This window comes from Micromonospora sp. ABR4_055 (assembly GCF_056160425.1).
Genome location: NZ_JBSWXD010000047.1, coordinates 16,971 through 40,600 on the forward strand (window position 1 = coordinate 16,971; position 23,630 = coordinate 40,600).

Consider the following 23,630-nt stretch of genomic DNA (forward strand, 5'->3'; position numbering starts at 1 on the left):
GACGGAGGTCTCTTCCGCCACCATCCACCGAACTGTCTGCTTCGGGGACGACGACCGCAGGTGCCGGGTCGGTCCACCATGCGGTCCAACCGTGCTGACGACACCAGCGCGAGGGAATACTCCCCTCCTCCTGCGTCATTGTCGCGCAACTACCGGGCAAACGACACACCGGGCGGGTCACCGGTGACGACAAGCACAACTTCTGAAGGCGTCCTAGGAGGCTAGATGGTTCTCGAAGCGGTGGCACGCCGGCCTCAGCCGGCCCCTCGGGCCGGTCCGGGCGCAGCCGTGTGGCAGGCTGCCGCCATGGTGCTTGAGATCGCGCTGGTCGATGTCCAGCCCGGCCGGGAAGCCGACTTCGCCGCAGCGTACGCTGCCGGCCGCCACCTGCTGGCCACCACTGACGGCTGCCGGTCGGTGCGGATGACCCGGGGGGTGGAGAGTCCCAGCCGGTTCGTACTGCTGGTCGAATGGGACTCTGTCGACGCGCACGAGCAGAACTTCCGCGCCACCGACCGGTACCTGCGGTGGCGGGAACTGATCGGTCCGTACTTCGCCGCGCCGCCGGTGGTCGAACACTTCGTCGACCTGCCGGCGTGACCCGGACCCTGCCGGTGTCCGGCCGGTCCGGAGCACGTCGGAGCCCGCGGTGCGGATAGAGATCGTGACCGCTGGTAGCCGGGGCGACGTCGCACCGTACACCGGGCTGGGGCAGGCACTGCTCGCCGCCGGCCACCGGGTCACCGTGACGACCCACGGCACCTTCGACGCGCTGGTGACCGGCAGCGGCCTCGACTTCCGGCCGCTGCCGGGTGACCCGTACGCCGCCCAACTCACCCCCGGCGGGCGGCGGCTGCACCGGCTCGGCGGTGGGCTGCGCGGCACCGCCGAGTTCGTCCGGCAGGGCCGGCGCTACCTCGACGACCTCGCGACCGGGCTGGCCGACGTCGGCACCGACGCCGATGTGCTGCTGCTGGCCACCACGACCGCGCCGCTGGGCTACTCGGTGGCACAGCGACACGCGATCCCGAGCATCGGGGTCTTCCTGCAACCGGTCGCACCGACCGGCGACTTCCCGCCGGTGCTGCTCGGCGACCGGTCCTTCGGGCCGGTCGGCAACCGGGCGCTGGGGCGTGGCGCCGAGGCGGCCAGTGCCCGGGCGTACGACCACTCCTCGCGGCGGCTGCGCCACCGGCTCGGCCTGCCGCCGGTCCCGCTGGCCGCTCTGCTGCGGCAGGCCAGGCGCTCAGGCTGGCCGGTGCTGCACGGGTTCAGTCCGAGCGTGCTCCCCCGACCAGCCGACTGGCGCCCCGGGCTGGAGGTCGTCGGCTACTGGTGGCCGGCCACCGATCCGCACTGGACTCCCCCGCCGGAGCTGACCGGATTCCTGGACGCCGGCCCGCCGCCGGTGCTGATCACCTTCGGCAGCATGGCGGTGCTCGACGCGTCACTTCCGACACTGATCGGTACGGCGCTGCGCCGGGCCGGCGTACGCGCGATCGTGCAGGCCGGTTGGGGCGGGCTGCGGGTCGGCTACGACGGCGCCCGCCCAGTCAGCGACGACGGCGTCCTCGCGGTCGGCGACGTACCGCACGACTGGCTGCTGCCCCGGGTGGCGGCGGTGGTCCACCACGCGGGAGCCGGCACCACCGCCGCAGGGCTACGGGCCGGGGTGCCGGCGGTGACCGTGCCGCTCATCGCCGACCAGCCGTTCTGGGCCGCCCGGCTGACGCGTCTCGGAGTCGCCGCCGAGCCGCTGCCGGCCCGACGGCTCACCGCCGACCGGCTGGCCGACGCCATCCGCACGGTGCTCGACCGGCCCACGTACGCCGAACGGGCCCGGCACCTCGCGGCCCGGATTGCCGCCGAGGACGGGCACGCCGCGGTGCTGCACGCCGTCGACCGGGTCACCCGCCGCTGACCGGATCCGCAGCGGCGCCCGGCCCGGCCACCCCTGCGACCTCCGACGCCGTATCGGGGAGGCGTGCGGGATGCGTTCCAGGACGCCGCCGGCGAAGACGTCGTACAGCGGCAGCTCCCGCAGATGCACGTAGCCGATGTGACAGTCGCACGAGACCAGTGGGCAGGGGCGCGGGCGCAGTGCGGCCCGGTAGGAGCCGTCGTAGAGGTTGCCCAGCGGTTCGGCGACGAAGTGGCACCGGCGTACCGTGCCGGACCCGTCGACCGAGACCACCGACTCCCCGGTGCGGCACGACCGCCCGGCCGACGGGTGCGGGTGCACGCTGTAGCCGAACAGCGGGTCGAGCTCGGTCCACGCCCGCTGCTGGGCGGAGTCGTAGCGGTGCCCGTCGGCGGCGTTGACCCAGAGGTAGACCTCGGCCGGCAGCGCGGCCCGCAGCGACCGGGCGGCCGCCAGGTGCTCGGGCAGGCCGACGACCCCTACCGAGAACCGCACCCCGGCGGTACGCAGCGTGCCGCAGCGGCGCAGGAAGACCTCCCGGTCGACCTGGCCCGGGTGGTACGTGGCCCAGAACGCCAGCCGGCGACGCTGGTCGGTGTCGGCCTCGGCCAGAAAATCCAGCCGGGCGGCCAGGTTGGTCTGGATCGCCACCCGGCCCACCTGCGGCAGCCCGGCCAGCCGCAGCAGCGCCCGCCGGTACCAGGATCGGGTCAACGCCTCGCCCCACGGGGTGAACAGCACCGAGATCCGATCGTCGTGCGGATTACGCACGGCCCAGTCGACGAACCGGTCGAGCGCCACCCGGTCGGTGCGCAGCGTTGCCGGGTCGTCGCGGCGCTTGGCGAACGGACAGTACGGGCAGTCGTAGTTGCAGCTGGCCAGCGGACCCCGGTAGAGGATGCTCAGGTCCATCCGGCTCACCGGGCCGGCAGGCCGGCCATCGCCGCCCGCACCGGGGTCGAGACCAGCCACGGGCCGATCGCGTCACTGCGGGCCAGGCCCGCCGCGGTCAGCGCCAGCCTGTCCGGGGTCACCGTCAACCAGCCCCGGTCGACCAACGTCGCCAGCTGCGGGAAGTCGTCGACGGCCCGGGTGGCGAACCGCGCCGCGTACGCCGCCTGGTCGCATCCGTCGGCGCGCAGCAGCGAGGTGATCAGCCAGCGCCGACGCTGTTCGTCGCGGTCCAGCCGGAAACCCACCTCGGCGACGTCGAAGTCGGGCTCCGGCCGGCGCAGGTAGTCGACGATGATCGCCCGCACCTGCCCGACGGAGACCGCGTAGTCGAACGAGTAGTGCAGGTCGCTGGTGTAGGACCGGGCGCCGCAGCCGAGTCCGACCATCCCGTCCTCCTGGCAGGAGTACGCCGGGGCGTCGACGACCGGCAGCGCCGCGCGACGGAAGTGCCGCATCGACAGTTGCCGGTAGCCGGCGGCGCGCAGCCGGTCGACGCCGTGCCGGTACAGCGTCTGCCGTTGCGCGTCCCACTGTGGATCAGGCAGGTCGGCCGGGGCGCGGCGGGCCAGGCCGGTCAGTGGGCGGACATAGAGCGGGTAGAGGTAGATCTCCTCCGGCTCCCAGCGCAGCGCCGCGTCGAGCGACTGTGCCCAGGTGGTGTCGGTCTGGCCGGGGATGCCGTAGATCAGGTCGATGTTCAGCTCCGGGATCGGCTGGTCCCGGATAGCGGCCAGGGCGCGCTCGACCTCGACGCGACGCTGCGGCCGGCCGGCGGCCCGTGCCTCGGCGTCGAGGAAACTCTGCACCCCGATGCTGATCCGGGTGGTGCCGCGGGCGGCGAGCACCGCCAGCCGGTCCGGGGTGGCGGTGGCCGGTGAGGTCTCCACCGCCGTCGGCACGCCCGCCGGCCGGAACCTGTCGACCAGGTCGAACATCGTCGACAGCTCGTCCGCGTCCAGGTAGGTCGGCGTACCGCCGCCGACGGCGACCCGGGCGAACCGGGCGTCGTCGCCGAGCGCGGCGGCCACCCGTACCGCCTGGCGGCGCAGCTGGTCGAGGTAGGCGGCCACCTGCCCGGCCGGCGGGTTGGCCCGGGTGAACAGGTTGCAGAAGCCGCAGCGCATCTCGCAGAACGGCAGGTGCAGGTAGAGGAACAGCTCCGTGCGGCGCTGCCCGGACCAGACGTCGACCAGCGCGGGACGCGGCCGCAGCGGCCGGTACGCCGTCTTGTGCGGATACCCGTACAGGTAGCCCTGGTACGGCGAGGCGTCCAGGGCGGCGACGGTCACGCCGGGTCCGGTGTCGCGGCGTCGGACCAGGCGCCGGGGTCGATCACGAAATCGGCGTACGGGACCGTCCACACCACCTCGTGGCCGACCCGGTGTCCGCTGTGTCCGTCCTCGCCGTACGCGGTGCCGTGGTCGGCGCAGATGATCGTCAGACAGGGCCTGCCCCGTGAGCTGGCCATGGCGAACAACCGGCCGATGTGCCGGTCGACGTACTCCAGGGCGGCGGCGTGGCTGTCCCGGTTGTCGCGTTCGGTGCCCGGCAGGTAGTGCCGGTTCGGCTGGTGCATGGCGGCCACGTTGACGAACAGAAACAGCGGCTGGTCAGCGGGAACGGCCGGGACGACCTCGGCGATCCGGTCCAGCTGGGCCTCGAAGCAGCCGGGCGCGGTCACCCCGAACGCCGACTCCCAGTGCGACTCGGCGAACAGGCCCGGCAGGGTCGCGCCCAGCGGCGAGGAGCGGTTGAAGAACCCGACCCCGCCGACGCACACCGTGTGGTAGCCCTCCTTGCGCAGCGCGGTGACCAGGTCGGGTGCGTCGAAGACCCAGGTGTGCTCGTCGGTGGTGGCGCTGCCGGGGAAAGCCGCGGCGAACATCCGGGGGTGGCTGCCCGGTTCGGCCGGGGTGGGCAGGAAGCCGGTGAAGAACGCCTGATGTGCGGCGTACGTGAAGCTGGCCGGGCTGTGCCGGCGTTGCCACTGCCCGTCCGGTAGCGCGCGGGCCAGCTGCGGTGTCCGGCCGGCGGCGAGCAGCTCGACCGCCACGTCATAGCGCAACGTGTCAAGCGTGACGAACAGCAGGTCGTGGCTGCCGATCAGGTCCTTCATGCCGACCTCCCCATCGCGGCCGTGGTCCGCCAGGCGGCGAACCGGCCGGTACGTATGGCATGCAGCTGGGCAGCGTAGCTGTCCCGCCCGGCAGCGTCGCACACCGTGGGGAGCAGATCGCCGAAGGCGTTCACCTCCGCCACGGCGTGCCGCCGCCAGTCACTGCCGATCATCAGGTCCACTCCGACGTGCAGGCTGCCGGTGAAGCAGCGCGCCGCGCGTACACAGTCGGCCAGCGCCGCCGCCCACCGGCGGGGGCCGAACGCCGCCCGTACCGCCGCCGGGTCACCGCGCCGGTTGCCCAGGTGCAGGTTGGTCAGCGGACCGTCGCTGCTGCGCACCACCAGGTGGCCCGGCTCACCGGCGATCACCAGCACCCGCAGGTCGACGACCCGGCCGTGCAGGCCGGCCTTCGGGAACCAGCGCTGCACCAGCAACCCGTCCGGGGCCAACCGGTCCACGATAGAGGCGACCTCCCGCTCGGTACGGTAGGTCCGCACCCGCAGCGAGTTGAACAGCCGCCCGTCGTCGGTCAGCTCAACCGAGGTGACCGCCTGCGTCCGCCGGCCGTGCGCGTGCAGGGCGAGCACCCCGGACGCCGACGACCCGTGCACCGGTTTGACGAAGACCCGGGCCCAGCCGGCGTCGGACAGAGCGGTACGCAGCTGCGCCCAGTCACCGGGTGCGGTGTCCAGGATGGCCGGCTGGGCCACCCCGGCGGCGGCCAGCCGCCGGTGCCCGGCGCGTTTGTCGAACAGCACGGCGATGTCGGCCGGGTCGTTGAGCAGGGTCGCGCCGGCCCGCCGGGCGGCGTCGGTGAGCCGGCCCAGGGCGGCGCGCAGCCCGGCGTACCAGGCGGCACCGCCGCTGATCTCGCCGTGGTCGAGCGGTCGGCCGGCGCCGCGCAGCAGCCGATCCACCTCGGAGTCCTCGCCGGGCGAGTCGATCCGTACCGTCGCCCCGCCGGGCAGGGCGACATCCTCCCCGGCGGCGAGCTTCCGCCAGGGCAGCACCCGAACCCGCAGGCCAGCGGCGTGCGCGGCGGTGCGGAACGCCCCGACCCGCCGGTTGCCCGGGTTGCCGACCACGACCAGCGGCGTGGTGTGGCTCATCGGGTGAGGTTAACAACCGGTCATTCGCCGACCGAGACGTACCGCCCCCGGTGCGGGTCGACCTCCTGCTGATCGCTCAGGTCGACGTCGACGCCGGGCAGTGCGGCCGGCAGCCGGACCATCATCGCGTCGGACAGGTAGTGCCGGTGCAGGTCGAGACGGCGCAGATGGGTCAGCGGCTGCCCGGCGAGCAGGGCGGTGGCCCCGTCGTCGCCGAGGGTGCCCAACGACAGGTCGATGGTTTCCAGGCGGGGCACCACCGCCGCGGCGGTCAGCGCGGCGGCGACCGCGTCGGCGATCTCGGCGTTACGCAACCCGAGGGTACGCAGCGCGGGCAGCCGGGTGCCATCGAGGATCGACGCCAGGTCGTCCACTGAGGTGTCACCTTCGTAGTCGGGGGTGCCCAGCCACAGTTCCAGATGGGTGCAGGCCGGCAGGTCGCTGGCGGCGACGGCGCGGGTGAGGGCGGCCGGCAGCCCGCCGGACTCGATGGCGAACTCCCGCAGCCCGGTGTGCCGCACCGGCTGCAACAGCAGCGACATCGCACCGCGTACCCGCAGCACCTGCAGCGCCGGGTAGGCGGCCAGCAGCGGGGTGATGTCGGGCTGCAGGATCCAGGAGATCTCGCACTCGTCGAAGGTCATCTCGCCGAGGAAGACGGCCCGCAGGTTGGTCAGCCGGGGCGCGGCGTCGACCAGCAGCTCCAGCGGGAACGTGACGTCCCACGGTTCTCCCCAGTCGCCGGTCACCAGCGCCTCGACGCTCGCCGGGTCGACGGTGTCCAGCCAGGTGGCGAAGAGCTGGGCGAATTCGACCTCGTCCTCCTCCGACGCGCTGAGTCGCCAGGCGACCGGGGAGCCGGTGTGCTGCGCCGCCGTCTGCGGGTCGAAGTCGACCACCGGCAGTCCGGCGAAGTGGGTGATGTGCTCGTTGATGGTCATCGACGGTGCTCCGGGGGAGGGCGTGGGGCTGCGGACCCGGCACGATAGCAACCCGGTGCGACGCCGCGCTGCCCGTGCGGCCTACTGCGGCGACTGCAGTTCACTTGGTTGCCCGGAGTCGGCCACTGATGGAAGGGCCGCAGCGATGCAGTCGAAAACCCGCTGGAGTCCGTCTCGGAACTGGTCGTCGCGGCTCAGGTGTGGCTGACGCGCCTGCGTTACGATCTTGGTGAAGATCGGGTACTCGCCGCTTCTCACCAGCTGGTCGACGTACGGGTGGCTCCGCGCCATCCACTCCGACTCGCTGAGCCCACTGCGGCGCAGCTCCTTGGTTGAGCCGATCTCCTCGCGGACGGTGCCCTCGATGTAGCCGCTCAGCATGGCTATGAGGCCGAGGTTCTCGTCGATGGGGATGAGATCATCGAGCACGCCCATCAACCGTTCGATCAGGAGCAGCTGGTTAGGGCCGAAGCTGGGCAGTGACCGCTGCACGGCGGCCATCCAGGGATGCCTCAGCCACATGGCCCGAAGCCCGTCGGCATAGCGCGCCAGGTCCGTGCGCCAGTCGCCCGAGGGCATCCCCGCGACGTCGATCTCGCCTGTCACCTGGTCGGCCATGAGATCGACAAGGTTGTCGCGACTCGGGACGTACCGGTAGAGGGACATCGCACCGGCGCCGATCTCAGCGGCGATCCGTCGCATGGGTCGCCTGGGCTGGACGCTCACCGACGGGCTGACCCTGATTGGCCGCGAGCTCACACGGCTGCGGCAGGAGCCCGGGCAGATCATCGCCGCGCTGGTCTTCCCCGCCGTCATGGTGGTGCTGTTCGGCTACGTCCTCGGCAGCGCGATCCAGGTGCCGGGTGGCGGTGACTACCGCGAGTACCTCATGCCCGGCCTGTTCGCGATGGTGACCTTCTCCGCATGGTTGGGGGTCATGACGCGGACGGCCAGCGACGCCACTCGCGGCGTGATGGACCGATTCCGCTCCATGCCGATGGCGCGCTTGGCGGTGCCGTTCGGGCAGACCGGCACCGACCTGCTGACCGGCCTGTTGATGCTGACCATCATGGTGGGTGCGGGACTGCTGGTGGGCTGGCAGCCCCACCGTGGCCTGATCCCCACGATTCAGGCGTTCCTGTTGATGATCGTGCTGCGGTACGCGCTGAGCTGGGTGGGCGTCTATGTGGGCCTGGCGGTCAAGAACGACCAGGTCGCCGACGCGATGGTGCCGCTCGGCCTGCCGTTCACGATGCTGTCCAACGCGTTCGTCCCGACCGACGGCATGCCGGGCTGGTTGCGCTTCCTGGCGGACTGGAACCCGGTGAGCGCGCTCACCGCCGCCTCCCGGGAGCTGTTCGGCAATCCGGGCGCCCCCTCGGGAAACGTAGCCTGGCCACTCGCGCATCCGGTGACCGCCGTCCTGCTCTGGTCGGCCGTACTGTTGGTGATCTTCGTCCCGCTGTCGTTGCGCGCCTACACGCGCCGAGGACGCTGAAGGCTCCTGGTTTCCTACTCTTCTGACGCCAGGCGGGGCGGCTCGTCAGAGTGCGCCCAGCGGCGGTGCCAGCGGGCCGGCGGCGCGCTGCTGGAGCAGACGCCCGGCCTCGATCAGCAGGTCGACGAGGCTCACCGCGACGATGACGGCGACCCAGAACTTGGCGGTACGGTCGGCTTCGGGGCTCAGGTAGACCGGACCGGCGAACAGCACCCAGGTCAGCGCGGCGCAGATGGCCAGTCCGAGGAGCATCCCGACGGTACGGGTCACCGGCCGCCACCGGCCGTGGATGGTGACCAGGAGGTGGTGCACCAGTGTGGCGATCAGCAGGGCGAGCACGAGTGGGCCACGGAGCTGGGCGAACTCACGGTCGAAGGTGAGGGCCTGCACGGCCTGCGGCGCGGCCCCGAGCTGATCCAGCAGCCAGGCCGCGTTGACCAGCACGACCGTACCGGCGACGTAGAAGGCGAAGGCGACGATCCGGCCGGACCGGTTGACGAAGCCGGCGGCCGACCTGCGCGGCCGCCAGGCGAAGCGGTCCGGCCACCGACGTCGCGCCCAGCCGGCGAGGCCGAATCCCACGACGAGGAACCCGGGCCACCAGAACGCCGGTAGCCCGTACGTCCAGTACCAGTCGACCGCGTCGGTCGCGGCGGCCACGCCGAGCAGCCAGATCACCAGCACACCGGCGACGCTGAGCCGGACGAAGCGGCGGGTGTCGGCCGGGTCGACGGCGATCGGCGGCTGCCCGTACCGGGCGGCCACCTCGGCGGGGCGGCCGAAGGCCCGCAGCCGGGCCACCGGATCGTCGCTGTCGGCCAGTTCGTCGCGCAACAACGTCGTCAGTTCGAGAGCCACGTCCCTACGCTGCCGGCGGGGTAGCAACCGCGCCACGTCGGCGACGTACGCATCGATCAGTTCCTCGGTGGTCAGCACTTACCTGTCACCTTTCAGCAGCTGGCCCATGGCCTCGTTCATCCCATGCCACGAGTCCCTGAGCCGGTCGTACAGCTCTTCGCCGGCGGGGCTGCGGCGGTAGTAGCGGCGTGGCTGCCCTTCGGTCCGCCACTCGCTGACCAGGACGCCCTGGCTCTCCAGCCGCCGCAGCAGCGGGTAGAGCGTTCCCTCCTCGATCGGGAGGCCGTTGTCGGACAGCGACTGGCGCAGCTCGTAGCCGTAGCGGAACTCGCCCAGCTGTGACAGCACCGCCAGGACGACAACGCCCCGGCGCAGCTCAAGCTCCAGCCTGTCGCCAACCATGTGCCACACAGTACTGTGCAGCGCACAGTCCGTCCAGTGCCAGGGATACGGTTCGACTGCCCGGTCGACACCCCAGGCCCGGGTAGGGCGGGCCCTGGCCCGCAGTGATGGGTGTGCAGGCTCGCTGGCTCTGGGAGAATCGACGTCATCAGCCTGGAGGACCTGGAGCGGCGAATCTCGGCGATGGAGGCCGAGCTCGCGATCGTGCGGCAGGAAGCCGCCGCCGCGCGGGCCCTGGAAGGCCGCCGTCGCGCGAGGGCCGGCACTCGGCGATGACCTCGCCGGTGGCGAGGTTGAGCGCGGCGAACAGGTTGGTGGTGCCGTGCCGGAGGTTCCCCGGATACCTACTGCCGAAGGTCGGTCGTCGCGGGACCCGCTGGGACGGCGGAGGTTCGAGGCCATGTCCAGGCGGAGCCCAGGATGAAGGCCAGAAGCAGCACCTCGAGTCCGATCGAGAGGCCGTAGAAGAAGGCCCAGTCCCAGGACTCCCCTGCCGCGTTGAACACCGTGAGGGGGATGTAGAGCGATGCGGTGACGAGGTTCGTGGCGCGGTTCGCCCGGGCGGGCAGCGTCATGGAGAGAATCACCATCAGGGCCGGGATCGCCACGGACGCGAGGAAAATGGTCAACAACGTCGGACTGATCTCGAACTCGAAGATGACGCCACCCCGGATTCCGTCGATGACGCCGGGCTTGTAGAGGTGGAAGTAGTCGACGTAGATGTAGAGGAACATGCAGCTGGTCCATGCGGCGGCGAGCTTGGCCTGCACCGGGATCGGTAGGTTGTCGAGCTGGTTCGGGGTTTTCGTTCGGATGGTCATCGGTTCTTCCTTCGAGAGGAGCGGCCCCTCCGCCGCAGTGGTGGCAGGTTTGGGCGTGCATACGCACGGGTGGTCGAGATCGAGGCGGTCGCTGCCGTCCCCGGGCAGCCCTCCACGGGGGTCCTCGTGCGCGTGCGCGACCTCGGCACAGCCCTCATCTCGGTCACGACCGGACGAGGCGCACGCCGGTCGCGAGCAGCCAGACGAGCCAGGCGACGAACCCTAGGAGTCCGACGAAGATCAGCGGCGAGCCGTCGGCGATCGCGAGGTTGCCCAGCCCCGCAGCAAGCAGCAGGCTCCCGCCCACCATGCCCAGCAGGCGCTGCCAAGCCGGAGCCAGCCCGCTCGCGTGCGCGGCGAGGGCCGAGCCGATGCAGGTGGCGCCGAGCATCGGCAGCGCCAGCGCGAACGCCGCCGCGTGCATCTGCCAGACGAGCCCGAACGCGGGCGTCGGCTCGGCGAGCCCGCTGGCGGAGAGCACGAGCCCGATCTGCAGGACGTTGACAAGCACGAAGATTGCCGACAGCGTCGCGCCAGCGGCCACGGCGAGGCGCGCCCAGTCGGTGCCTGCTCTGCCCCGCCGCTCCACGAGGCCACGCAGGCCCGTCACGAACACGAGCAGCAGCGGCAGGTACACGGCTACAAGACCGGACACGATCGCGACCGCGTCACGGTTGGCCGCGTAGTAGGCCAGCACGTCCTCGATCGGAGCGCCGTAGGGCAGCGCGCCCGTCACCAAACAACACGTTCTCGATCACCACCAACACCGCGAACACGATCGCCGCTGCACCGACGAGCCGGCCCCCTCGAACGAACAAACTGCGGGCTGGCGTGGTGGCGGTGTCCTCCGGGGATCTCATCTCTTACTCCTTCATCACGGTCGGATGGCCGGCGGATTGTCGAGCGCGTTCGAGGTGCGGCCGGCTCGTACACCGTACGTCGTACACCGCACCAGGATTCGTACACTGTACTATCGCCGTACGCTGTACGATCGTCAAGCCGTTCGAGGGAGCGAGGAGGCCCGGGTCTGTGAGGAAGCAACGCCAGGTCGCGTCAGACGCGGGGCTGAGCAAGCAGCGGGTGGTGGCCGAGGCGATCCGGATCGCTGACCGCGAGGGGGTCAACGGGCTGAGCATGCGCCGGCTGGCTAGCGCGCTCGACGCGGGCGCGATGTCGCTCTACTACTACGTGGCGAGCAAGGACGAGTTGCTGGACGCCATGATTGATGTCGTGTTCGAGGAGATCGAGCTCCCGCCCGAGGGGACCGACTGGCAGTCTGCGATGCGACGGCGGTCGGTGTCCGCCCGCCAGGTTCTCGCACGCCACCCGTGGGCGATCGGCCTGATGGAGTCACGGACGTCGCCGGGGCCCGCGCACCTGCGCCACCGCGAGGCGGTCACCGCCTGCCTGCGCAGGGCCGGCTTCTCGGTTCTGATGGCGACGCACGCCAACTGGTTGCTCGACGTCTACGTCTACGGGTTCGCCCTGCAGGAAGCCAGCCTGCCGTTCGACACCGCCGACAAGTTCGCGGACATGGCCGAGGACGTCTACCTGCCCCAGCTTCCTGCTGACGAGTTCCCCTACCTCAACGAGTCCGCCGCTGCGCTCGTCGCGGCCGGCTACGACCCGGCCGAGGAGTTCATCTTCGGCCTCGACCTCGTCCTAGCCGCCCTCGATCCGCTGAGAGCCTCCGCGTAGCAGCGCTCACGGACCGTCACGCAGCCCGTTGGGCAGACCTCAAGACATGCTGATCCAAACTTCGTCACTGACGATCGCAAGGCACCGAAGCTGTTCGGTCAGGCGCGCAGGCCGTCCACGAAGGAACGCCACGCGGTGGCGGGGAAGGCCAGCCGTGGACCGGTCGGGTCGGTGGAGTCGCGGACCGCCACCACCCCGCCGGCCGGCGCGACCTCGACGCAGTTCCCGTTCGCGTTGCTGCGGCTGCTCTTGCGCCAACACAGCGACTCGGTTGGGGTCGACTGCATGCCGCACCCCCTTTCGGCAGGCGATTCAATCAACTCTCTGCCACCAGCTTAGCCAGCAGATCCCGGCTTTCATCGGCCGGCAGCGCCGCCTGCTGAAGCCAGCGACCGATCCGGGCGTACAGCATCACGTCCTCGTCGTCGGTGAGGTGAATGTCGCTGGTCAACGTCTCCAGCACCACGGTGCGGGGATCGGCCGGGTCGGGGAACGAGTAGAGCGAGAAGCTGGTGTGCGGCATGAACGAATCGTGCACGACCGCTTCGAGCGGCAGCACCTGGATGGTGACGTTGTCCAGCTCGCTGAGCGCGGTCAGGTGGCGCAGCTGGCCGCGCCGGGTCTCGGGTGGCACGCTGGCCCGCAGCAGCGCACTCTCGTCGATGACCGCCTCGTAGTGCGGCGGATGTTCGCGACGCAGCACTTCCTGTCGGGCGGTACGCGCCAAGGTGTCAGCGTTGATGTCGAGGTCACCGTAGACGTCGCGACCGGAGCGGACCCTCAGCCGGGCGTACTCCGGGGTCTGCAGCAGCCCAGGCACCAGCAGTTGCTGGTACTCGAAGATCGTGGCAGCGCTGGCTTCGAGCTCGGTGTAGCCACGCTGGCGCTGACCCATCGAGCCGAGCGCCTTCCACCAGCCACGGGTGGCGGCGGCGTCGCGGGCGATGATGACCAGCTTCTCCCGCTCGGCCGGCACGACGTGGTAGACGTCGAGCAGGTCCAGAATGTCGGCCAGGTCTGGTCTGCTCTGGCCCAGTTCGAGCCGGGACAGCTTCGATGTCGACGCCCAGCCGAGCTGGTCGCAGACCTGCTCCAAAGTCATTGCGGCCGCGCGGCGGAGCCGACGCAGCTCGCCGCCAAGCCGCTGCCGCCTGATCGTGGGACTTGCAGGCATCGCCACTTTCGGCTCCCTCCGTTCGCGACCGAGGGTAAGCAGAACGTAGCGAGATTTCAAGACTTGAATATCCACCAGTTGCGGCGAAGCATGGGATTCCCACGAGATACAACTTGGAGGAACAGTGAGCGACGCTTCGGTTCCGGTGCAGTTCCTGCTGATCGAGCCGGTCGACCCGGTGGACGGGGCGCCTGAGTTTCCAGCCGTCGGGTGGGGTCTGGAGTACGCCGACGAGGCACTGGTCTACTTCCGGCACCCGCAGCGGGAGATCCGCGAAGTCGGCATCTTCCGCACCGTCGAGGACGCCTGGACGTTCTACCTGCAATGGGGTGAGCTGGAGCTGGTCCGCCCCGGCGAGCCGGGCTGGCCTGCCACGCCTGCCCAACCGACACCACAGCCCGGCCAGACCGCGCCCGACAGACAAGGCGACGACGAGGCAGGACTCGACGACACGTGGGGGCTACTGTGGCGGGCCAGCCAGCGCCCCGGTGCCGAGCTGGCCCAGCTCTACCCCGGCGATCGGCTCAGCTGACGCCGGCGACGTCCATCGCCCGCAGCTCCTTCTTCAGCTCGGAGATCTCGTCGCGGATCCGGGCGGCCAACTCGAACTGCAGCTCGCGGGCAGCATTGAGCATCTGGTCGTTGAGCTCCTGGATCAGCTGGGCCAGGTCGGCGCGCGCCATGCCGGCGCTGGACGGGGTGGTGGTGCCCCGGCCCTTGCTGCGGGTCTCCGGCACCGGGCCCTTGCCGCGCGACATCTGCCGGCCGGAGCCGCCGACCGACCGACCGGCGAGCGCGCCGTCGGTGTCGTCGGCCTCCCGGTAGATGTCGTCGAGGATGTCGTGGATCTTCTTGCGCAGCGGCTCCGGCGAGATGCCGTTGGCCTCGTTGTACGCCACCTGCTTGGCCCGACGCCGGTTCGTCTCGTCGATCGCGTCGGTCATCGACGGGGTCATCTTGTCGGCGTACATGTGGACCTCGCCGGAAACGTTACGGGCGGCCCGGCCGATGGTCTGGATCAGCGACCGGCCGCTGCGCAGGAAGCCCTCCTTGTCGGCGTCGAGGATCGCCACGAGCGACACCTCGGGCAGGTCCAGGCCCTCGCGGAGCAGGTTGATGCCGACCAGTACGTCGTAGTCGCCCTTGCGCAGCTCACGCAGCAGCTCGACCCGGCGCAGCGTGTCGACCTCGGAGTGCAGGTAGCGCACCCGGATGCCGTGCTCCAGCAGGTAGTCGGTGAGGTCCTCGGCCATCTTCTTGGTCAGCGTGGTGACCAGCACCCGCTCGTCGCGGTCGGTGCGCAGCCGGATCTCGTGCATCAGGTCGTCGATCTGACCCTTGGTCGGCTTGACCTTGACCTGCGGGTCGACCAGACCGGTGGGGCGGATCACCTGCTCGACGAACTCGCCGGCCGCCTGTTCCAGCTCCCATGGCCCGGGGGTGGCGGACAGGAACACCATCTGGCCGACCCGCTCCAGGAACTCGTCGAAGCGCAGCGGCCGGTTGTCGGCGGCGCTGGGCAGCCGGAACCCGTGGTCGATCAGCATCCGCTTGCGGGAGGCGTCGCCCTCGAACATGCCGCCGATCTGCGGGATCGTCACGTGCGACTCGTCGACGACGGTGACGAAGTCGTCCGGGAAGTAGTCGAGCAGGGTGTGCGGCGGACTGCCGTAGTCGCGGCCGTCGATGTGCATCGAGTAGTTCTCAATGCCGGAGCAGAAGCCGACCTGGCGCATCATCTCGATGTCGTACGTGGTGCGCATCCGCAGCCGCTGCGCCTCGAGGAGCTTGCCCTGCCGGTCCAGCTCGGCGAGCCGGTCGGTCAGCTCGGCCTCGATGTCGCGGATCGCCCGCTCCATCCGCGCCGGCCCGGCGGCGTAGTGCGTGGCCGGGAAGATCAGCAGCTGGTCGACCTCGCGCACCACGTCACCGGTCAACGGGTGCAGGTAGTAGAGCCGCTCGATCTCGTCACCGAAGAACTCGATCCGGACCGCCAGCTCCTCGTACGCCGGGATGATCTCCAGAGTGTCGCCGCGGACCCGGAAGGTGCCCCGGCTGAACGACAGGTCGTTGCGGGCGTACTGGATGTCGACCAGGCGGCGCAGCAGCGAGTCGCGGTCCTGCTCGGCGCCGGCGGTCACCTTGACCGCGCGCTCGAGATACTCCTGCGGGGTGCCCAGGCCGTAGATCGCCGAGACGGTGGCGACCACGATCACGTCGCGGCGGGTCAGCAGCGACATGGTCGCCGAGTGGCGCAGCCGCTCCACCTCCTCGTTGATCGAGGAGTCCTTCTCGATGTAGGTGTCGGTCTGTGGGATGTACGCCTCGGGCTGGTAGTAGTCGTAGTAGGAGACGAAGTACTCCACCGCGTTGTGCGGCATCAGCTCGCGGAACTCCTTGGCCAGCTGGGCGCAGAGCGTCTTGTTGGGGGCCATCACCAGGGTGGGCCGCTGCAGCCGCTCGACCAGCCAGGCGGTGGTGGCGCTCTTGCCGGTGCCGGTCGCGCCGAGCAGCACCGAATGTCGGTCGCCACGACGCACCCGGCGCTCAAGCTCGTCGATGGCTGCCGGCTGGTCGCCGGCCGGCGAGTAGTCGCTGACGACCTGGAAGCGGCCGTCCAGTCGCGGGATGTCGAGCGCCATGGCCCCAACCTACGCCGTGGGTCCGACAGAGTGCCGCCGGTCGCGGATCGGCATCGATATTGTCATTGTGTGGGTTGCCTCACCCGCGATACCGTGACAGGGTAGGCCGCTCGCGGCGGCCGCGCGGACCACCGGCAGCGCCCATCGCGGCGCGCCACGGGTCCGGGTGTTCGGGTAGCTGCCCTGGCGCCAGCCGGTGAGCGCACCCGAAGTTGTCACGCCCCGCGTGACCCGGCCGCCGCGAGCGCCCCACCTACTCATCCCGCGCTGGCTGGTCCGTCGTCACGGCTGCCAGCCGGTCTCCTCGATCCACCGCAGCAGGCGTGGCCAGACCTGGTCGAACCACGGCTCCTTGGCTCCGGCGTACTCCCGGGTGGTCGGCGCGGTCGCCGCGATCCGCCGCTTGACGGCCAGGTAGTCGGCCCGCACGCCCGCATCGGCGCGCAGCAGGTCCCGGAACGCCAGCGCGTAGCGCCAGCCAGGTGAGCCGCCGACCCGCACGTGCAGGTTGACCGGTCGGCCCGGGTCGGCGTTGCCGTGCAGCCGCTTCGGCCAGTGTTCGCCCGGCCGGCCGGTGGCCGGGTCAGGTTTCGGGTTGTCCCACCGTCCGCCGGGGAACCGGGGGAACCCGGCTGCGGCGAGGGCGGCGGCGCACCGGTCCGCGTCGTCCAGCGACTCGACGGTGAGCTGAATGTCGATGACGTCCTTGGCCGGCAGACCGGGCACCGAGGTGGAGCCGATGTGGTCGACCCGCTGTCCGACGCCGACCGCCCGCCGTATCCGGGCGGCCAGCCGGTCGAACTGCTCCGGCCAGGTCGGGTCGGGTTCGGCGAGGACCGCCCGCGGCGGGCGCGGCACGGTCCGGCCGGCCCGCAGGTTCGCCTCGTAGGGCACCAGCCGGTCCCGCCAGAGCCGGTCGACGGTGACGGTGAGGTCGTCGCGACTACCGTCGTTGGCCAGCAGGACGTCAGCGGCGGCCCGGCGTTGCGCGTCGTCGGCCTGGGCGCGGATCCGGGCCCGCGCGTCGTCGGGTGCCATCCCCCGGTCGCGGGTCAGCCGTTCGACGCGCAGCTGCTCGGCCGCGGACACCACGACCACCAGGTGGTACGTGGCGGCCAGCCCGGTCTCCACCAGCAGCGGTACGTCGTTGATCACGACCGCGTCGGGCGGGGCGGCGGCGGTCAGCTCGGCGGTCCGGGCCCGGACCAGCGGGTGCACGATCTCCTCCAGCCGGCGCCGCGCGGCCGGGTCGGCGAAGACCCGGGCGCCCAGGGCGGGCCGGTCCAGGGCACCGTCGTCGGCGACGACGTCCGGCCCGAAGGCCGCGACGACCCGGGCCAGCCCGTCGGTGCCGGGCGCCACCACCTCCCGGGCCAGCCGGTCGGCGTCGACGATCACCGCGCCGTGTGTGGCGAGCCGGTTGGCGACGGCGCTCTTGCCGGCGCCGATGCCGCCGGTGAGACCTACCCTCAGCATGTCGCCCAGTGAACCGGATCGGCTGCCCGGCCGGTCCGCCGGGGCTCGTGTCCGCCGGATCGGGTCAGTGGATGGTCCCACAGGGGCGGGGCCGCTGTCTGTGTCAACCGGTGTTGCTATGCCTCAGCTCTTGCCACCGGCCAGCTTCTCCCGCAGCGCGGCGAGCGCCTCGTCGGTGGCGAGGGTGCCGGCCGGCTCCTCGCTGGCCCGCGACGGAGTCGAGCTGGAGGTGGCCCCACCACCGCCGCCACCGCCACCGCCCGCGGGGGCGGCGACCGGCGGAGCCGGGTTGGCGGCGGCGTCCGCGTCGGCGGCCCGGGCGGTCTGCACCTGCCGGGTGTGCGCTTCCCAGCGGTTGCGGGCCTCGGCGTACTGCTGCTCCCAGGTCTCCCGCTGCTTGTCGAAGCCTTCCAGCCACTCCCCGGTCTCCGGGTCGAAGCCTTCGGGGTAGATGTAGTTGCCCTCGTTGTCGTACGTGGCGGCCATGCCGTACAGCGTCGGGTCGAAGTGCTCCTCGCCCTCGACGAAGCCCTCGTTGGCCTGCTTGAGCGACAGCGAGATCCGGCGACGCTCCAGGTCGATGTCGATGACCTTGACCATGACGTCGGAGCCGACCTGGACGACCTGCTCGGGGATCTCGACGTGCCGCTCGGCGAGCTCGGAGATGTGCACCAGGCCCTCGATGCCGTCGTCGACGCGGACGAACGCACCGAACGGCACCAGCTTGGTCACCTTGCCGGGCACGATCTGCTGGATCGCGTGGGTCCGGGCGAACTGACGCCACGGGTCTTCCTGGGTGGCCTTCAGCGACAGCGAGACCCGCTCGCGGTCCAGGTCGACGTCGAGCACCTCGACCTCGACCTCCTGGCCGACCTCGACCACCTCGGACGGGTGGTCGATGTGCTTCCAGGACAGCTCGGAGACGTGCACCAGACCGTCCACCCCGCCGAGGTCGACGAAGGCGCCGAAGTTGACGATCGAGGAGACGACGCCCTTGCGGACCTGCCCCTTCTGCAGCTTGTTGAGGAACTCGGTGCGCACCTCGGACTGCGTCTGCTCCAGCCAGGCCCGGCGGGACAGGACCACGTTGTTGCGGTTCTTGTCCAGCTCGATGATCTTGGCCTCGAGCTCCCGGCCGACGTACGGCTGCAGGTCACGGACCCGGCGCATCTCCACCAGCGACGCGGGCAGGAAGCCACGCAGCCCGATGTCCAGGATCAGACCGCCCTTGACCACCTCGATGACCGAGCCACGGACGACCCCGTCCTCGTCCTTGATCTTCTCGATCGTGCCCCACGCGCGCTCGTACTGGGCGCGCTTCTTCGACAGGATCAGCCGGCCTTCCTTGTCCTCCTTCTGCAGGACAAGGGCTTCGATGTGGTCGCCCACCGAGACAACGTCGGCTGGGTCCACGTCGTGCTTGATCGACAACTCGCGCGAGGGGATGACGCCCTCGGTCTTGTAGCCGATGTCGAGCAGGACCTCGTCCCGGTCGACCTTGACGACGGTACCTTCCACGATGTCGCCGTCGTTGAAGTACTTGATGGTCTCGTCGATCGCCGCGAGGAAGGCTTCCTCGGTGCCGAGGTCGTCGACGGTGACCTTGGGGGCGCTCGAGGTGGCCTCGATGCTGCTCGTCATGTGGGCGGTTGCTCCGGATCGGATGGGTGTCACTGCTGGCTTGTCGTTGCGGTGACCTGGCGTGGCTCACGGATCCGCCGGCGGGCACACCGCGACGATGACGTCTTCGTCACCGACCGTGACCGAGGGGATCATCGACCGCCGCTGCCATCATCGGATGTAACCGCCGACCGCGGACCTGCTCCCTGCCGAGGCACACGATCCGCGAGCGCATCGTCTAGCCTACCGGTTGCATTACCACAGCGTGCAAGCCCTCCCGGGAGCTATCCGGGCGCACATGTCGGTGGTTGGGAAAAATCGGACCCACAGGCGGGGATTCCCGCGCTTTCGGGGACTCGCTGTGACCGAGATCACACCCGTTTCGCGGGCCGTCAAGCGTAGCACGCCGAGCCGGTAACGCTCCCACGCGACGCTACCCGTACCGTCTGCGCCGTGACCACCGCGACACCCACGCCCGGCGGCGGACCCGACGGCGGGCCGGATTCCGACCTCCTCCCGGATTCCGACCAACTCAGAGTGACCAGGCGCGAGGTCACCGACCAGCAGGCCCGGCAGGCCAACCGGCGCTGGTGGGACGCCGACGCCGACGACTACCAGGCCGAGCACGGCGAGTTCCTCGGCGACGCCGACCTGCGCTGGTGCCCGGAAGGCCTGCGGGAGGCCGACGCCGGGCTGCTCGGCGCCGTCGCCGGGCGGCGGGTGCTCGAACTGGGCTGCGGGGCGGCCGCCGGCAGCCGGTGGCTCGCCGGACAGGGTGCCCGCGCCGTCGCGCTGGACCTGTCGGCGGGCATGCTGCGCCAGGCCGTCGCCGGCGCCGACCGCACCGGCGTACGGGTGTCGCTGGTGCAGGCCGACGCGCTGACGCTGCCGTTCGTCGACGCCGCGTTCGACACCGTCTGGACCGCGTTCGGCGCGGTGCCGTTCGTCGCCGACTCGGCGACCGTGATGCGCGAGGTGCACCGGGTGCTGCGCCCCGGCGGGCGCTGGGTCTTCGCCGTCACCCACCCGATGCGCTGGATCTTCCTCGACGACCCTGGCGAGCGCGGCCTGGTCGCGGTGCACTCCTACTTCGACCGGCGGCCGTACGTGGAGACCGACGACGACGGCACCCCCAGCTACGTCGAGCAGCACCGTACGCTCGGCGACCGGGTCCGCGAACTCGTCGCCGCCGGGTTCCGGCTGCTCGACGTCGTCGAACCGCCGTGGCCGGACGGGCACGAGCAGATCTGGGGGCAGTGGAGTCCGCTGCGCGGGCGGCTCTTCCCCGGCACCGCGATCTTCGTCGCGGACCGGCCGCCAACGACCGGCTGAGACGGCCGTCGCGCACCGCGCCGCACCGGTCGCCGGCCCTCGCCAGCACCCCGACGACCGTACGCTGACCGGGTGAGCGCCGAGCCGATCCATCCTGCCGCAGCGTCCGGCGGGGCGCGGACCGCACCGTGGCAGCCGGACCCGGTCCGGCAGCAGCTGGCTGACTACAGCATCGAAGACGTCCTCGCCCTGCCCGCCGACGCCCCCCGCGTCGAACTCCTCGACGGAGTCCTCACCGTGGTTCCCTCCCCCACTCTCGACCACCAGGACATCTCGTCCCTGCTCTGCGCCTGGCTGCGCCGGCACGCGCCGGACGGCTACCGGGCCACCCAGGCGGTCGGGGTCGCCGTCGGGCCACGCAACACCTACGAGCCCGACGTGCTGCTGCACCGCGCCGAAGGCAGCCGCGACCGGCACTACCTGACCCCCGACGAGGTGCTGCTGGTCGTCGAGGTGGTCTCCCCGGCCACCCGCCGCCGGGACCGGTTCCACCGGCCCGCCGGGTACGCCGCCGTCGGCATCGGCCACTACTGGCGGGTCGAGCAGGATCCGGTGCGGATCTACGTCTACCAGCTCGGCGACCGGCCGGGCGCCAGCGGCGAGCGGGAGTACGCCCTCGTCGCCGAGTCCGCCGACCTGCTTGAACTCGACGCCCCGTTCCCGGTGAAGCTGCCGATCTCCGAGATCACCCCGTAGACCTTGCGCCGGCGGGATTGCCGGCCCGGCCGGCGGGTACCCGGCCGCCATGGCGAGGAACAAACGCCCCCGCGAGGGCGACCGGCCCGACCAGCGGCCCGGCCGACCGGTTGAGCATCCCCGACCCGGTGACCGGGTCAACTGGCGCAGCCACGGGGTGACCGTGCCGGGCACCGTCGAAGAGGAGATCACCACCCGGCGGGAGGCAGCCGGCCGTACGGTGGTCGCCGACCAGGAGCACCCGCAGTACCGGGTCCGCAGCGACAAGTCCGGCCGCGACGCGGTGCACAAGCCGGAGGCGTTGCGCCGTGCCGAGTGACCGCACCCGCACCGCCGGGCACCGCCCGACCCGGACCGACGCGTCCGACGGCGCGGCGGCGTACCGGGCGTTCGTCGAAGCGGTCAACATGAGCCCGGGTGAGCTGGAGAAGTGGCTGCGTACCCCGGAGTCGACCGCCGCCGGGCAGCACCACGACGGCGGCGAGTCGGTGGGGCACGCCTCCGGCCGCCGGATCGTCGACCTGCTGCGGACCAAGCGGGAGGCATTGTCCGACGACGACTACGCGCACATGCGCAAGGTGGTCGGGTACGTGCACCGGCACCTGGCCCAGCGTCCGTCCGGCGACGTCAGCGACACCCGGTGGCGGCACTCGCTGATGAACTGGGGGCACGACCCGCTGAAGGCGTGACCGGCGGCAGGTCAGTGCCCGGCGGTGTGCCAGTCGGTGCCGACCCCGACGGAGACCTCCAGCGGCACCGACAGCGGGTGGGCGCCGCCCATCTCGCGGCGGACCAGGCTCTCCAGCTCGGCCCGCTCCCCCGGCGCCACCTCGAAGACCAGCTCGTCGTGCACCTGCAGCAGCATCCGCGACCGCAGCGACGAGGTGCGCAGTGCGGTGTCGACGTGCAGCATCGCCACCTTGATCAGGTCGGCGGCGGAGCCCTGGATCGGGGCGTTGAGCGCCATTCGCTCGGCCATCTCCCGGCGCTGCCGGTTGTCGCTGACCAGATCCGGCAGGTAACGACGGCGGCCGAGGATGGTGGAGGTGTAGCCGTCCTGGCGGGCCTGGCCGACCAGCGCCTGCAGGTAGTCACGGACCCCACCGAACCGGCGGAAGTACTCCTCCATCAGCGCCTTCGCCTCGTCGGTGGCGATGCCGAGCTGCTGGGACAGGCCGAAGGCGCTCAGCCCGTACGCCAGCCCGTAGTTCATCGCCTTGATCCGCCGGCGCTGCTCGGCGTCGACCGACTCCAGCGGCACCTGGAACACCGACGCCGCGGTGACGGCGTGGAAGTCCTCGCCGGAGTTGAACGCGTCGATCAGCGCCTCGTCGCCGGACAGGTGCGCCATGATCCGCATCTCGATCTGGCTGTAGTCGGCGGTCAGCAACGACTCGTAGCCGGCCCCGACCACGAACGCCCGCCGGATCCGGCGGCCCTCCTCGGTGCGGATCGGGATGTTCTGCAGGTTGGGGTCGGTGGAGGAGAGCCGGCCGGTGGCGGCCACCGTCTGGTTGAAGGTGGTGTGGATCCGGCCGTCGTCGGAGATCGACTTGAGCAGCCCGTCGACCGTCGACTTGAGCCGGGCCACGTCGCGGTGGCGCAGCAGGTGGGCCAGCAGCGGATGCTCGGTCTGGGCGAACAACCACTGCAGCGCGTCGGCGTCGGTGGTGTAACCGGTCTTGATCTTCTTCGTCTTGGGCAGCCCCAGGTCGGTGAAGAGGATCTCCTGCAGCTGCTTGGGCGAGCCGAGGTTGAACTCACGGCCGATCACCCCGTACGCGGCCTGGGCGGCGGCCTTGACCTCGGCGGCGAACTGCGCCTCCAGCTCGGTCAGGTACTCGGTGTCGGCGCCGATGCCGGCCTGCTCCATGCCGGCGAGGACCTCGACCAGCGGCAGCTCGACGTCGGCGAGCAGCCGGGTCGAGGCGTCCCCGTCGCGGGCCAGCTCGGCGTCGATCGCCGCCGCCAGGTCGAGGGTGGCCCGGGCACGCAGCATCAGGTTCTGCTCGACCTCGCTCTGCGGGCCGAGCCCGTCGAGGGTCAGCTGGCCGTCGTCCGGGGCGTCGACCCGCAGCTCCCGGTGCAGGTAGCGCAGCGCCAGGTCGACCAGGTCGTAGGAACGCTGGTCCGGCCGGGCCAGGTAGGCGGCGAGCGCGGTGTCCCGGTCGATGCCGTCCAGCGACCAACCGTGCGCGGCGAACGCCAGCCGGGCCGGTTTGCTGTCGTGCAGCACCTTGCGCCGACCGTCGTCGGCGAGCCAGCCGGCGACCGCCGCCTCGTCGGCCGGGTCCAGCGCGGCCGGGTCGAACCAACCGGCGGCCCCGGCGGCGGTGGCCACCGCGATCGCGGTCAGGGCGCCGGTGCCC

24 protein-coding genes and 1 pseudogene are annotated in these 23,630 nt (G+C 71.2%); 9 read left to right on the plus strand and 16 right to left on the minus strand.

The genetic code is table 11. From position 1 onward, the window contains the following. Positions 1-306 precede the first annotated feature (306 nt). Both ACXAHD_RS13460 and ACXAHD_RS13465 read left to right on the plus strand, forming a co-directional pair. On the plus strand, positions 307-600 hold the full coding sequence (locus ACXAHD_RS13460) for an antibiotic biosynthesis monooxygenase family protein (RefSeq protein WP_278169981.1): 294 nt from the start codon (positions 307-309) through the stop codon (positions 598-600). 49 nt (positions 601-649) lie between these two features. Next, positions 650-1,921 (plus strand): glycosyltransferase, encoded by a 1,272-nt coding sequence (locus ACXAHD_RS13465; protein ID WP_281550437.1) that lies wholly within the window; start codon positions 650-652, stop codon positions 1,919-1,921. A 78-nt stretch (positions 1,922-1,999) separates the two neighbouring features. On the opposite strand, the pseudogene ACXAHD_RS13470 reads toward ACXAHD_RS13465, so the two are convergent. From ACXAHD_RS13470 to ACXAHD_RS13495, 6 genes and pseudogenes are all read right to left on the minus strand, one after another. After that, positions 2,000-2,833: pseudogene (locus ACXAHD_RS13470) on the minus strand (STM4011 family radical SAM protein); the annotation flags it as partial. A 5-nt stretch (positions 2,834-2,838) separates the two neighbouring features. Then, positions 2,839-4,164, minus strand: a complete 1,326-nt coding sequence (locus ACXAHD_RS13475) for an STM4012 family radical SAM protein (RefSeq protein WP_281550438.1) — start codon at positions 4,162-4,164, stop codon at positions 2,839-2,841. After that, positions 4,161-4,991, minus strand: coding sequence for an STM4013/SEN3800 family hydrolase (locus tag ACXAHD_RS13480; protein ID WP_281550439.1), 831 nt, complete (start codon positions 4,989-4,991; stop codon positions 4,161-4,163). Before ACXAHD_RS13480 ends, ACXAHD_RS13475 begins: the two co-directional genes overlap by 4 nt. Further along, positions 4,988-6,103: an STM4014 family protein gene (locus ACXAHD_RS13485; RefSeq protein ID WP_281550440.1), complete on the minus strand. Its 1,116-nt coding sequence runs from the start codon at positions 6,101-6,103 to the stop codon at positions 4,988-4,990. The genes ACXAHD_RS13480 and ACXAHD_RS13485 overlap by 4 nt, the downstream gene beginning before the upstream one ends. A gap of 20 nt (positions 6,104-6,123) precedes the next feature. Beyond that, positions 6,124-7,044: an STM4015 family protein gene (locus ACXAHD_RS13490; protein WP_281550441.1), complete on the minus strand. Its 921-nt coding sequence runs from the start codon at positions 7,042-7,044 to the stop codon at positions 6,124-6,126. A gap of 81 nt (positions 7,045-7,125) precedes the next feature. Then, positions 7,126-7,746, minus strand: coding sequence for a TetR/AcrR family transcriptional regulator C-terminal domain-containing protein (locus ACXAHD_RS13495; RefSeq protein WP_281550442.1), 621 nt, complete (start codon positions 7,744-7,746; stop codon positions 7,126-7,128). Between ACXAHD_RS13495 and ACXAHD_RS13500 the strand changes: the two genes are divergently transcribed. Further along, positions 7,745-8,542: an ABC transporter permease gene (locus ACXAHD_RS13500; protein WP_289213107.1), complete on the plus strand. Its 798-nt coding sequence runs from the start codon at positions 7,745-7,747 to the stop codon at positions 8,540-8,542. The genes ACXAHD_RS13495 and ACXAHD_RS13500 overlap by 2 nt on opposite strands. Positions 8,543-8,587: 45 nt before the next feature. Here ACXAHD_RS13500 and ACXAHD_RS13505 read toward each other — a convergent pair whose 3' ends face one another. The 4 genes from ACXAHD_RS13505 to ACXAHD_RS13520 all read right to left on the minus strand — a co-directional run bounded on the left by ACXAHD_RS13505 (position 8,588) and on the right by ACXAHD_RS13520 (position 11,359). After that, complete coding sequence (locus ACXAHD_RS13505; RefSeq protein ID WP_475050872.1) at positions 8,588-9,478, minus strand: hypothetical protein; 891 nt, start codon at positions 9,476-9,478, stop codon at positions 8,588-8,590. Continuing rightward, the gene (locus ACXAHD_RS13510) at positions 9,479-9,802 is read right to left on the minus strand and encodes a PadR family transcriptional regulator (RefSeq protein ID WP_281550445.1); all 324 of its coding nucleotides are present in this window, start codon (positions 9,800-9,802) and stop codon (positions 9,479-9,481) included. Positions 9,803-10,146: 344 nt separating this feature from the next. Then, positions 10,147-10,623 carry a DUF6326 family protein gene (locus ACXAHD_RS13515; RefSeq protein ID WP_281550446.1) on the minus strand — a complete coding sequence of 159 codons (477 nt, stop codon included), beginning with the start codon at positions 10,621-10,623 and terminating at the stop codon, positions 10,147-10,149. A 163-nt stretch (positions 10,624-10,786) separates the two neighbouring features. Next, positions 10,787-11,359 carry a DUF4386 family protein gene (locus tag ACXAHD_RS13520; protein ID WP_281550447.1) on the minus strand — a complete coding sequence of 191 codons (573 nt, stop codon included), beginning with the start codon at positions 11,357-11,359 and terminating at the stop codon, positions 10,787-10,789. 293 nt (positions 11,360-11,652) lie between these two features. Here ACXAHD_RS13520 and ACXAHD_RS13525 point away from each other — a divergent pair, with 293 nt between their 5' ends. Beyond that, entirely contained in the window at positions 11,653-12,321 is a 669-nt protein-coding gene (locus ACXAHD_RS13525; RefSeq protein WP_281550448.1) for a TetR/AcrR family transcriptional regulator C-terminal domain-containing protein, read from the plus strand. Positions 12,322-12,419: 98 nt separating this feature from the next. Here ACXAHD_RS13525 and ACXAHD_RS13530 read toward each other — a convergent pair whose 3' ends face one another. After that, positions 12,420-12,608, minus strand: a complete 189-nt coding sequence (locus tag ACXAHD_RS13530) for a DUF397 domain-containing protein (RefSeq protein ID WP_281550449.1) — start codon at positions 12,606-12,608, stop codon at positions 12,420-12,422. A 29-nt stretch (positions 12,609-12,637) separates the two neighbouring features. Continuing rightward, entirely contained in the window at positions 12,638-13,501 is an 864-nt protein-coding gene (locus tag ACXAHD_RS13535; protein WP_475050875.1) for a helix-turn-helix domain-containing protein, read from the minus strand. A 118-nt stretch (positions 13,502-13,619) separates the two neighbouring features. Here ACXAHD_RS13535 and ACXAHD_RS13540 point away from each other — a divergent pair, with 118 nt between their 5' ends. Continuing rightward, a complete protein-coding gene (locus ACXAHD_RS13540) occupies positions 13,620-14,027 on the plus strand; it encodes a hypothetical protein (RefSeq protein ID WP_289213109.1) in 408 nt (135 codons plus the stop codon). Here ACXAHD_RS13540 and uvrB read toward each other — a convergent pair. The 3 genes from uvrB to rpsA form a co-directional block, all read right to left on the minus strand. After that, the gene (gene uvrB, locus ACXAHD_RS13545) at positions 14,020-16,137 is read right to left on the minus strand and encodes an excinuclease ABC subunit UvrB (RefSeq protein ID WP_289213110.1); all 2,118 of its coding nucleotides are present in this window, start codon (positions 16,135-16,137) and stop codon (positions 14,020-14,022) included. The genes ACXAHD_RS13540 and uvrB overlap by 8 nt on opposite strands. Before the next feature lie 282 nt (positions 16,138-16,419). Beyond that, the gene (gene coaE, locus ACXAHD_RS13550) at positions 16,420-17,613 is read right to left on the minus strand and encodes a dephospho-CoA kinase (RefSeq protein ID WP_475050877.1); all 1,194 of its coding nucleotides are present in this window, start codon (positions 17,611-17,613) and stop codon (positions 16,420-16,422) included. A gap of 123 nt (positions 17,614-17,736) precedes the next feature. Further along, positions 17,737-19,254 carry a 30S ribosomal protein S1 gene (gene rpsA / locus ACXAHD_RS13555; RefSeq protein WP_278170007.1) on the minus strand — a complete coding sequence of 506 codons (1,518 nt, stop codon included), beginning with the start codon at positions 19,252-19,254 and terminating at the stop codon, positions 17,737-17,739. Between the two features lie 516 nt (positions 19,255-19,770). On the opposite strand from rpsA, the gene ACXAHD_RS13560 reads away from it, so the two are divergent. The 4 genes from ACXAHD_RS13560 (at position 19,771) to ACXAHD_RS13575 (ending at position 21,950) form a co-directional block, all read left to right on the plus strand. Beyond that, positions 19,771-20,565, plus strand: coding sequence for a class I SAM-dependent methyltransferase (locus ACXAHD_RS13560; RefSeq protein WP_475050879.1), 795 nt, complete (start codon positions 19,771-19,773; stop codon positions 20,563-20,565). 72 nt (positions 20,566-20,637) lie between these two features. Continuing rightward, positions 20,638-21,261, plus strand: a complete 624-nt coding sequence (locus ACXAHD_RS13565) for a Uma2 family endonuclease (RefSeq protein WP_281550454.1) — start codon at positions 20,638-20,640, stop codon at positions 21,259-21,261. Positions 21,262-21,310: 49 nt separating this feature from the next. Beyond that, entirely contained in the window at positions 21,311-21,580 is a 270-nt protein-coding gene (locus ACXAHD_RS13570; RefSeq protein WP_281550455.1) for a hypervirulence associated TUDOR domain-containing protein, read from the plus strand. Continuing rightward, positions 21,570-21,950, plus strand: a complete 381-nt coding sequence (locus ACXAHD_RS13575; RefSeq protein ID WP_278170011.1) for a DUF3140 domain-containing protein — start codon at positions 21,570-21,572, stop codon at positions 21,948-21,950. Before ACXAHD_RS13570 ends, ACXAHD_RS13575 begins: the two co-directional genes overlap by 11 nt. An 11-nt stretch (positions 21,951-21,961) precedes the next feature. Here ACXAHD_RS13575 and polA read toward each other — a convergent pair. Next, on the minus strand, positions 21,962-23,630 hold a 1,669-nt coding region (gene polA / locus ACXAHD_RS13580), incomplete at its 5' end, for a DNA polymerase I (RefSeq protein WP_475050881.1).

Bases quoted from the DNA above. Each gene is read 5' to 3' on its own strand.
- rpsA (WP_278170007.1), bottom strand. From the start codon at position 19,254: ATGACGAGCAGCATCGAGGCCACCTCGAGCGCCCCCAAGGTCACCGTC.
- ACXAHD_RS13480 (WP_281550439.1), bottom strand. From the start codon at position 4,991: ATGAAGGACCTGATCGGCAGCCACGACCTGCTGTTCGTCACGCTTGAC.
- ACXAHD_RS13500 (WP_289213107.1), top strand. From the start codon at position 7,745: ATGGGTCGCCTGGGCTGGACGCTCACCGACGGGCTGACCCTGATTGGC.
- ACXAHD_RS13490 (WP_281550441.1), bottom strand. From the start codon at position 7,044: ATGACCATCAACGAGCACATCACCCACTTCGCCGGACTGCCGGTGGTC.
- ACXAHD_RS13460 (WP_278169981.1), top strand. From the start codon at position 307: ATGGTGCTTGAGATCGCGCTGGTCGATGTCCAGCCCGGCCGGGAAGCC.
- coaE (WP_475050877.1), bottom strand. From the start codon at position 17,613: ATGCTGAGGGTAGGTCTCACCGGCGGCATCGGCGCCGGCAAGAGCGCC.
- ACXAHD_RS13485 (WP_281550440.1), bottom strand. From the start codon at position 6,103: ATGAGCCACACCACGCCGCTGGTCGTGGTCGGCAACCCGGGCAACCGG.
- ACXAHD_RS13530 (WP_281550449.1), bottom strand. From the start codon at position 12,608: ATGCAGTCGACCCCAACCGAGTCGCTGTGTTGGCGCAAGAGCAGCCGC.
- uvrB (WP_289213110.1), bottom strand. From the start codon at position 16,137: ATGGCGCTCGACATCCCGCGACTGGACGGCCGCTTCCAGGTCGTCAGC.
- ACXAHD_RS13515 (WP_281550446.1), bottom strand. From the start codon at position 10,623: ATGACCATCCGAACGAAAACCCCGAACCAGCTCGACAACCTACCGATC.
- ACXAHD_RS13510 (WP_281550445.1), bottom strand. From the start codon at position 9,802: ATGGTTGGCGACAGGCTGGAGCTTGAGCTGCGCCGGGGCGTTGTCGTC.
- ACXAHD_RS13495 (WP_281550442.1), bottom strand. From the start codon at position 7,746: ATGCGACGGATCGCCGCTGAGATCGGCGCCGGTGCGATGTCCCTCTAC.
- ACXAHD_RS13570 (WP_281550455.1), top strand. From the start codon at position 21,311: ATGGCGAGGAACAAACGCCCCCGCGAGGGCGACCGGCCCGACCAGCGG.